The organism is Oliverpabstia intestinalis (assembly GCF_009696065.1).
GTDB lineage: Bacteria > Bacillota > Clostridia > Lachnospirales > Lachnospiraceae > Oliverpabstia > Oliverpabstia intestinalis.
In genome coordinates this window covers 1-7082 of sequence record NZ_VUMS01000052.1, presented here as the reverse complement: position 1 = coordinate 7082, position 7082 = coordinate 1, and the positions used below count along the sequence as shown (strand labels likewise).

At 41.8% G+C, this 7082-nt stretch carries 7 protein-coding genes and 1 pseudogene; 7 read left to right on the top strand and 1 reads right to left on the bottom strand.

Features of this window, described 5'->3' with window-relative positions:
• Positions 1-34 precede the first annotated feature (34 nt).
• From FYJ57_RS14420 to FYJ57_RS14395, 6 genes are all read left to right on the top strand, one after another.
• Positions 35-1198, top strand: coding sequence for an HNH endonuclease domain-containing protein (locus FYJ57_RS14420; protein WP_235904602.1), 1164 nt, complete (start codon positions 35-37; stop codon positions 1196-1198).
• Positions 1199-1248: 50 nt separating this feature from the next.
• Complete coding sequence (locus FYJ57_RS14415; RefSeq protein WP_154433193.1) at positions 1249-3330, top strand: DEAD/DEAH box helicase family protein; 2082 nt, start codon at positions 1249-1251, stop codon at positions 3328-3330.
• A gap of 41 nt (positions 3331-3371) precedes the next feature.
• Positions 3372-4007 carry a DUF3427 domain-containing protein gene (locus FYJ57_RS14410; RefSeq protein ID WP_408636494.1) on the top strand — a complete coding sequence of 212 codons (636 nt, stop codon included), beginning with the start codon at positions 3372-3374 and terminating at the stop codon, positions 4005-4007.
• A gap of 1 nt (position 4008) precedes the next feature.
• Positions 4009-4410 (top strand): (deoxy)nucleoside triphosphate pyrophosphohydrolase, encoded by a 402-nt coding sequence (locus tag FYJ57_RS14405; RefSeq protein ID WP_154433191.1) that lies wholly within the window; start codon positions 4009-4011, stop codon positions 4408-4410.
• Positions 4411-4636: 226 nt separating this feature from the next.
• Positions 4637-5536, top strand: coding sequence for a helix-turn-helix transcriptional regulator (locus FYJ57_RS14400; RefSeq protein ID WP_154433190.1), 900 nt, complete (start codon positions 4637-4639; stop codon positions 5534-5536).
• A 96-nt stretch (positions 5537-5632) separates the two neighbouring features.
• A complete protein-coding gene (locus FYJ57_RS14395; RefSeq protein WP_183776710.1) occupies positions 5633-5830 on the top strand; it encodes a helix-turn-helix transcriptional regulator in 198 nt (65 codons plus the stop codon).
• A gap of 66 nt (positions 5831-5896) precedes the next feature.
• Here FYJ57_RS14395 and FYJ57_RS14390 read toward each other — a convergent pair whose 3' ends face one another.
• A complete protein-coding gene (locus FYJ57_RS14390; protein WP_154433188.1) occupies positions 5897-6595 on the bottom strand; it encodes an XRE family transcriptional regulator in 699 nt (232 codons plus the stop codon).
• 183 nt (positions 6596-6778) lie between these two features.
• Between FYJ57_RS14390 and FYJ57_RS14385 the strand changes: the two are divergent.
• Positions 6779-6961 (top strand): annotated as a pseudogene (locus FYJ57_RS14385) (Y-family DNA polymerase); the annotation flags it as partial.
• Between the last annotated feature and the right edge of the window lie 121 nt (positions 6962-7082).

Below are 7082 nucleotides of genomic sequence, written 5' to 3'. Positions count from 1 at the left end.
GAATTTGGCATTAAAATTTCTTCTTTGTCTGGACATGATAATGGATCCTTTCTTTCATACTGGTTTAAGTATATCAGATTCATTAAAAACTGTCCGAAAAAGTGTCTTAATTTATGAGACCATTATATACTGTTATAAGTTCTACTGGCTGGAATCCATTGTAGATATCATTTCGGAGGGTATTCAGGATACTACGTTCGATGCAATCATTGATGATATGATCTGCAATGCATGGTATTCCGTAAGAGAATTTCATATTCACCTTAGTGGCATGCAGGCGGACGGCCTTGTGAGAGATGGTCTGGAACGTGCTGTTCTTAAACTGACAGAACTCAGTGATTTGCCGGCAAATGCATCCAAAGTGGAAATCAAAAATGCGATCCGGGAGCACAATGCCGACCTGAAACTTGCTAAGGAACAGCTGACCAATATGGTTCCCGGTCGGGCATTGGCAGGTTTTTTCTCAAAAAGCTCAGAGGAAGTGCCGTGGGGAAGCATCCGCAGATTAACGGAGTATATCAGACGAATCGATAGTACTGTAATTCGCCTGCCTTATACCTTTGGAGATAGCAGTAAACTGAAAAAGGAAGTTCATTTCAATCCGGATTGGATGCGCATGATTCAGGACAATACGGTAAATATTCTGGGATGGATTCAATACGAAAAAGTGAAATGGCTGCAGAATAATAATCCGGAGGTTCCGGGCCTGATCTACAAGCTGGCTCCGATGGATGAAAAGATGCGAAAGCTGAATAACGTACGTAAACTTTGGGAAGGCATCCTGGAAGTAAGAGAAGTATGCGATGTCTTTACGGGTAATCCGATTATCACAAAGCAGTATGATGTAGATCATTTTATTCCATGGTCTTTTGTCATGAATGATGAACTTTGGAACCTGATGCCGATGGATTCTTCTTTGAATTCGTCGAAGAGTAACAAGCTTCCCAAATGGGATCCTTTCTTCGCAGTATTCGCAGAAAACCAGTACGGAATGTATAATCTGATCCACGAGCGAGCAGGCCTTCATAAGCTGTTTGAGGCCTGCTATCGGGATAATCTGCATTCTATTTGGGCAGGACAGGAATTGTACAGACCGGGAAATTCAAAGGAAGAATTCTATCATATCCTGCAGAAAAACATGCAGCCGGTCTATGATTCGGCCAGACGACAGGGATATGAAATCTGGAATTATAGTTAGAGGTATTACACCCCTTGTTTTGGCCGTGTATCTGAAGGAGGAAAAATATCTTGGAACATCAGTTTTTAACAAATTATACAGAGATTACTTTTCTGGACAAGATCAAAGATAATCTAAGGCATTGTAAGTCTTTTGATTTCTCTGTCAGCTTTATTAAGAAAGCTGGCCTTGTTTTGTTGTTCAAGGATATTGAAGCAGCTGTGGAAAGAGGGTGTAAGGGACGTATCATCACCTCAACTTACCAGAATTTCACAGATATTGAATCCTTGAAGAGTTTCTATGCGCTCATGGGAAGATGTTCTAATTTTCAATGCCATTTGGATTATGAGAGCTTTCATGGTACCGATTATTCGACTCTTGGCTACCATTCCAAGGGTTATCTTTTCGAATTCGATGATCACAGAGAGTTAGTGATTGGTTCTTCAAATATCACACGATATGCGCTTCTTAAAAATATTGAATGGGATGTATCGGTAAAGGACTATTTTGTAAACGGTGCATATGATGATGCGTTGAAAGAATTTGAAGAAAAATGGTCCGCGACGGAATTACTGAATGCAGAACTGATCGTTAAATATGCCCAGAGACTAAGTTATGCAATTGAGCGCTGGGATATGGATTATGATCTGTCGGCGTCAAAGATCAAGCCGAATTATATGCAGAAGAAGGCCTTGAAGGAGTTGAATCGTTACCGTGCCATAGGTGTTAACCGTGCGCTCACGATTGCATCGGCAGGTAGTGGAAAAACTTATCTGGCAGCTTTTGATGCATTGAATTTCAACCCGAAGAGATTGCTTTACATTGTACATGAAGGATCTATTTTGAGAAAATCCCTGGAGACCTTCCAGGAGGTATTCGGTAAAAATGTATCCTATGGAATCTATAGCGGTACCAGTAAACAATCGGATGCAGATTTTGTATTTGCCACGAACATTACCATGTGCAAAACACTGGAGCTATTCTCAAAGAATGAATTTGATTATATTATTATTGATGAGTGTCATCATGCCACAGCAGAGACTTATAAAAAGATTATCGGTTATTTTGAACCGGAATTCTTACTTGGTTTGACTGCTACACCGGAACGTATGGACAACCAGGATGTTTTCGAATTGTTTGACCATAATGTGCCTTATGAGCTAAGATTGCGTGATGCGATCGCCAATGATTTGGTTGTTCCGTTTAAATATTTTGGTATTCGAGACAAGCTGGTGGATTATGGGCTGACCGGAAATGAAGAACGCAGAATGATTGCGCAGATGGCAAAGGAAGATCACTGCGATTTTATTGCCGAGCAGATTGAGAAGCATCGTCCACAAGGAAAGCTGAAAGCACTTGCGTTCTGTAGAAATGTTACCCATGCCAGAATGATGTGTGAAGCATTGGGAGAGCGGTATCATACCGCTTATCTGACTGGTCGCAATGATATCGGTGAGCGTGTCAGAGCTTATAATGATTTGCAAAATGATGCTCATAATCTTGAGATTCTGTTCACGGTGGATATCCTGAATGAAGGTGTCGATATTCCCGGTGTGAATATGGTGCTGTTCCTTAGACCAACCGAGTCTACGACGATCTTTATTCAGCAGCTTGGCCGTGGATTGCGTAAATATACCAATAAGGAGTATGTTACCGTGCTGGACTTTATCGGCAATAGCTATAAGCGAAGTGTGCAGATCGCTTTTGCGTTGGGGTCTTTATCTGAGAACTTTGTTATGGAGAAAAGATTGCTTGCATCATTAGTGAAGGATGATTTTACAGCTCTTGGTTTGGCTGATTACGGTGTAGAGATTCATATTGATGATTTGAGCAAGGAAGAGATCCTGGAATACATTGATAAAGAGAATTTCAACTCTCTGAAGTATCTGAAGCAGGATTATTTCAATTTCAAAAAATACATCGGATCAGAATTTTATCCGAGTCATGTAGATTATATCAACAATGACTGTGCTCCGGATTTGATTCGTTTTATGAGTATTAAGACGAGGGGAAAGAAGAACTGCAGCTATTATAATTTTCTCAGAGGTATCGGCGAGGAGAACCTGCCGGTCTTCACGGAGAAACAGATAGATTTATCAATTATCTGTCTGGTTTGCTTCCACTTGTGCGTGTACATGAGTATCAGATCGTGAAGTTACTGCTCGACGGACCGAAAACATATCAGGAGATAGTAATGTACCTGACAGAAACAGTTCAAGGATTTGTTCTGGCAGAGCTGGAGCATGTGTTGACATATCTGCAGTTTGTTGAAAAAGATAAGAATATTCTGAGACTTTCTGTACCTATGGATGATCAGCTTCTGGAGTATGTGCAGGATCTCATCGAGTATGGTTTGATCCGCTATGTAATCGACAATGGAAACGAGACGGGCTTTAAGCTTTGGCTGAATTACCGAATGGATCAGGTGCAATTAAAGCTCCTGAAGAACCCTGGAAATATTATGGTAGGAACCTACTATTATGATGACTATGTAGTGATTTTCGCATCATTGAAGAAGGATCTGGAGGAAGCAGATAAGCTGAATTATAAGGATAAATTCCTGCAGCCGGATTTGTTCCAGTGGGAGTCTATGACAAATCTCCCGCAGTCACATCTTGAAAAACTGATGAAGAGCACATTTGCACATGTATTTATCCGCAAGATGACCACAGAGAATGGTTTGGTTCTTCCCTTTACTTATGTAGGAAAAGGAAAAATGTCGAATCCTCGCAAGACAGACGGGGATAATGGAACATACCTGTTTGATATTCATATGGAGAATGAATTGCCAGAGTATCTGCAATATGATTTTGGATTGACGAAGGAATAATATGAAGACAATGAAAGTAGTCGCAGCCATTATTTGTAACGATATGGAGCGAAAGAATAAGATTTTTGCAACCGCCAGGGGCTATGGTGACCTGAAAGGCGGATGGGAGTTCCCTGGTGGTAAGGTTGAGCCGGGTGAAACTCCGCAGCAGGCACTGAAAAGAGAAATCATGGAAGAACTTAGCACGGAAATCAAAGTTGGAGAATTAATTGATACGATAGAATATGATTATCCGACATTCCATCTTTCTATGGATTGTTTTTGGGCTGAAGTTATCACAGGTCAATTGGAACTCAAAGAGGCTGAGGCGGCGAAATGGCTTACCAAAGATCAGCTGGAGAGTGTTGCCTGGCTGCCGGCAGATATTACATTGATTGATAAAATCAGACAGCATATGAACTAAAACAGAGAAGTTTAATGGACCACTAAGGTGGTGAAGTAAGAATATGCAGATTGAAAGAGAAATACCCTTCTGAAGGAGCGACTGGCCGGTGAGATACAGGCAAGAAAACTTGCCAAGGTTTACTATCTGGACTTTGGCAACCAGACTGCCGGTATGCAGATGGTGTCAGAGGAGAAAGCTCCTTATGGGAATAAGTAAAAATATAGGATATATGAGGTGATATACCATGGCTTCCTTTGATCAGAAGCTCCGTACCCTACGCCTGATGGAAATCCTTCTGGAACGTACCGATGATGCGCATATGCTGAACGCATCGGAATTATGCACGATTCTGGATCAGGAATATGGCATCAGCACGGATCGAAGAACGATATATACAGAGATGGAGATCCTTGATAAATTCGGACTGGATATCCAGCAGAAGAAAGGAAAGAATCCTGGCTATTATATTGGTGCCAGGGATTTTGAACTGCCGGAGTTAAAACTTCTGGTGGATGCTGCAATGCTTTCCAAATATGTTTTCATCGTAAACCGTCCGAAGACAGAGAATGAAACTGTTTATTACAATGTGGACTACATTCATACTGCAATCTACGAGAATAAGGAAATTAAGTTCCATTATGCAGAGTGGACTGTTAAGAAAGAACTGAAACTGAAGAAAGACGGTGCATTCTACGTTGTCAGCCCGTGGGCACTGACCTGGGATGATGAGAATTATTATCTGGTAGCCTATGATGCAGCGGCTGGAATCATCAAGCATTATCGTGTAGATAAGATGCAGAATACAGAAATTCTTGAAACAGATCGTAAGGGTGAAGAGTCCTTCCAGAACTTCGACTTGGCTGCATTTGCTAAGAAGACCTTTGGAATGTACGGCGGTGTAGATGCGGAAGTAACACTGGAATGCAGGAATGAACTGGCCGGTGTTGTGATCGACCGATTTGGACATGATGTCTGGTTGATCCCGCAGGGAGAGGATCATTTTAAAACCAGAGTTCTGGTATCAGTAAGTCTGCAGTTCTTTGGGTGGGTAACTGGTATCGGATCCGGAATGAAGATCACGGGACCGGAGAATGTGAAGGCTGAATATAAAGCATATATGCAGGATGTGCTTCAGAACTATTAGAAAATTTAGCTGTCGGGATTTTTGTACATTGCTTTATGCTACATTTTAGGAGCAGACGGGAGTCTCTAAAAATTAGCGGGATGGTGATGTGGTGTGATGGAGTTCCAGACGAATTTAAAAAAGCTACGTACCGAGGAGGGACTGACACAGGATCAGCTGGCTTTACTGGTGGAAACCAGTACGGACACGATTGGAAGAATTGAGCGAAAGCAGAAGATAGCATCTTATGAGGTGCTGTTTCGTATCGCCAGATATTTCGATAAGCCTGTGGAAGATGTGTTCTGGTATGAGTGAGAGAACAAAAAGAGAAGGCTGATGCTGTCATGGATGTGATTTCCGTTGATGGCATCAGCCTTGATTTTATTTCACGACCTTTCCGAAGGTTCGAAGCTCCATTTCAGGTTTGATCTGGATAGGAGCATATTTTTTGTTGAGAGATATCAGCTGAACATTATCTTTGTTCTTCTGATATTTTTTAATATAAGCGTTACCGTTCAGATAGAAGATTCCGATATCGCCATTTTCCAGCTGGTCCTGCTGATGAACCCATACGATCTGTTTATTCACATAGACCGGTTCCATGCTGTCGCCGGAAACACGGATGCCGAAGTCTGCGGCTGCGGGGACATCATCACCGACTTCAAATTCTTCATACTGATCAGAGTCAAGAAAGAGGCCGGTACCGGCAGAAGCAGGTTCTGTAAATACTTTAAGGGTTCTGCTTGTGATATAGACCGGTTCTTTTCGGACATACATTCCGCTTTTAATCAGCAGATTCATATATTCAATCGCTTTCTTCTTACCTTCATCATTGAGCTGTGCGAAGAGGTTTTCTTCGATGGCAATGCCGAAGGTATCATTGATATTATCTATTCCAAGGATCTCGCAGAGGGCAAAGAATTGGATTACATTTGGTGAATTCACATTCTTCTCCCATTTGCTGATGGATCCAGGTTTTACTTCCAGGCCTTTCTTATTCAAAAGATCAGCAAGCTGCAGCTGATTCAGATGCCTTTCTTTTCTCTTGGCAGCAAGTGTCATTCCGAAATCTCTATACAAACCAGTCACCTCCCAAGGTATTGAATTCCTATATAGACTATAACGCAATTATTCTGCAAAAGCAAGTAAAAATAGATTAAAAATCGAAATATTGCACATTTGCATCTTTACTTCGAGTATAAATCGTTATATACTACCAGTATAAGGAATCGAACAAATATTCGAAAAGAAAGAAGGTGCCGCATGGATCGTGTGATTATCCATTCCGATGCAAATTGCTTTTATGCCAGTGTTGAAATGCTGTATCATCCGGAATTTGCCGGCAAGCCACTGGCTGTTGGCGGCGATCCGGAAGCCAGACATGGTATCGTGCTTACGGCAAATTATATCGCGAAGAAGCATGGTGTAAAAACCGGTATGTGCATACAGCCACTTTCCGCGGCCAGCAGGGCCGCATTTCCCGGACAGTCTGGGCCATATTAAACGGACAGCCCAGTAGATCAGCAGAGAGGACGTTTGTCCACTCTGCCAATCAGTATAGTTTGTA

What these genes read in the sequence shown, in the direction of transcription:
- FYJ57_RS14420 (WP_235904602.1), top strand. Translation starts at nt 35, where the DNA reads ATGATAATGGATCCTTTCTTTCATACTGGTTTAAGTATATCAGATTCA.
- FYJ57_RS14410 (WP_408636494.1), top strand. Translation starts at nt 3,372, where the DNA reads ATGTACCTGACAGAAACAGTTCAAGGATTTGTTCTGGCAGAGCTGGAG.
- FYJ57_RS14405 (WP_154433191.1), top strand. Translation starts at nt 4,009, where the DNA reads ATGAAGACAATGAAAGTAGTCGCAGCCATTATTTGTAACGATATGGAG.
- FYJ57_RS14400 (WP_154433190.1), top strand. Translation starts at nt 4,637, where the DNA reads ATGGCTTCCTTTGATCAGAAGCTCCGTACCCTACGCCTGATGGAAATC.
- FYJ57_RS14395 (WP_183776710.1), top strand. Translation starts at nt 5,633, where the DNA reads ATGGAGTTCCAGACGAATTTAAAAAAGCTACGTACCGAGGAGGGACTG.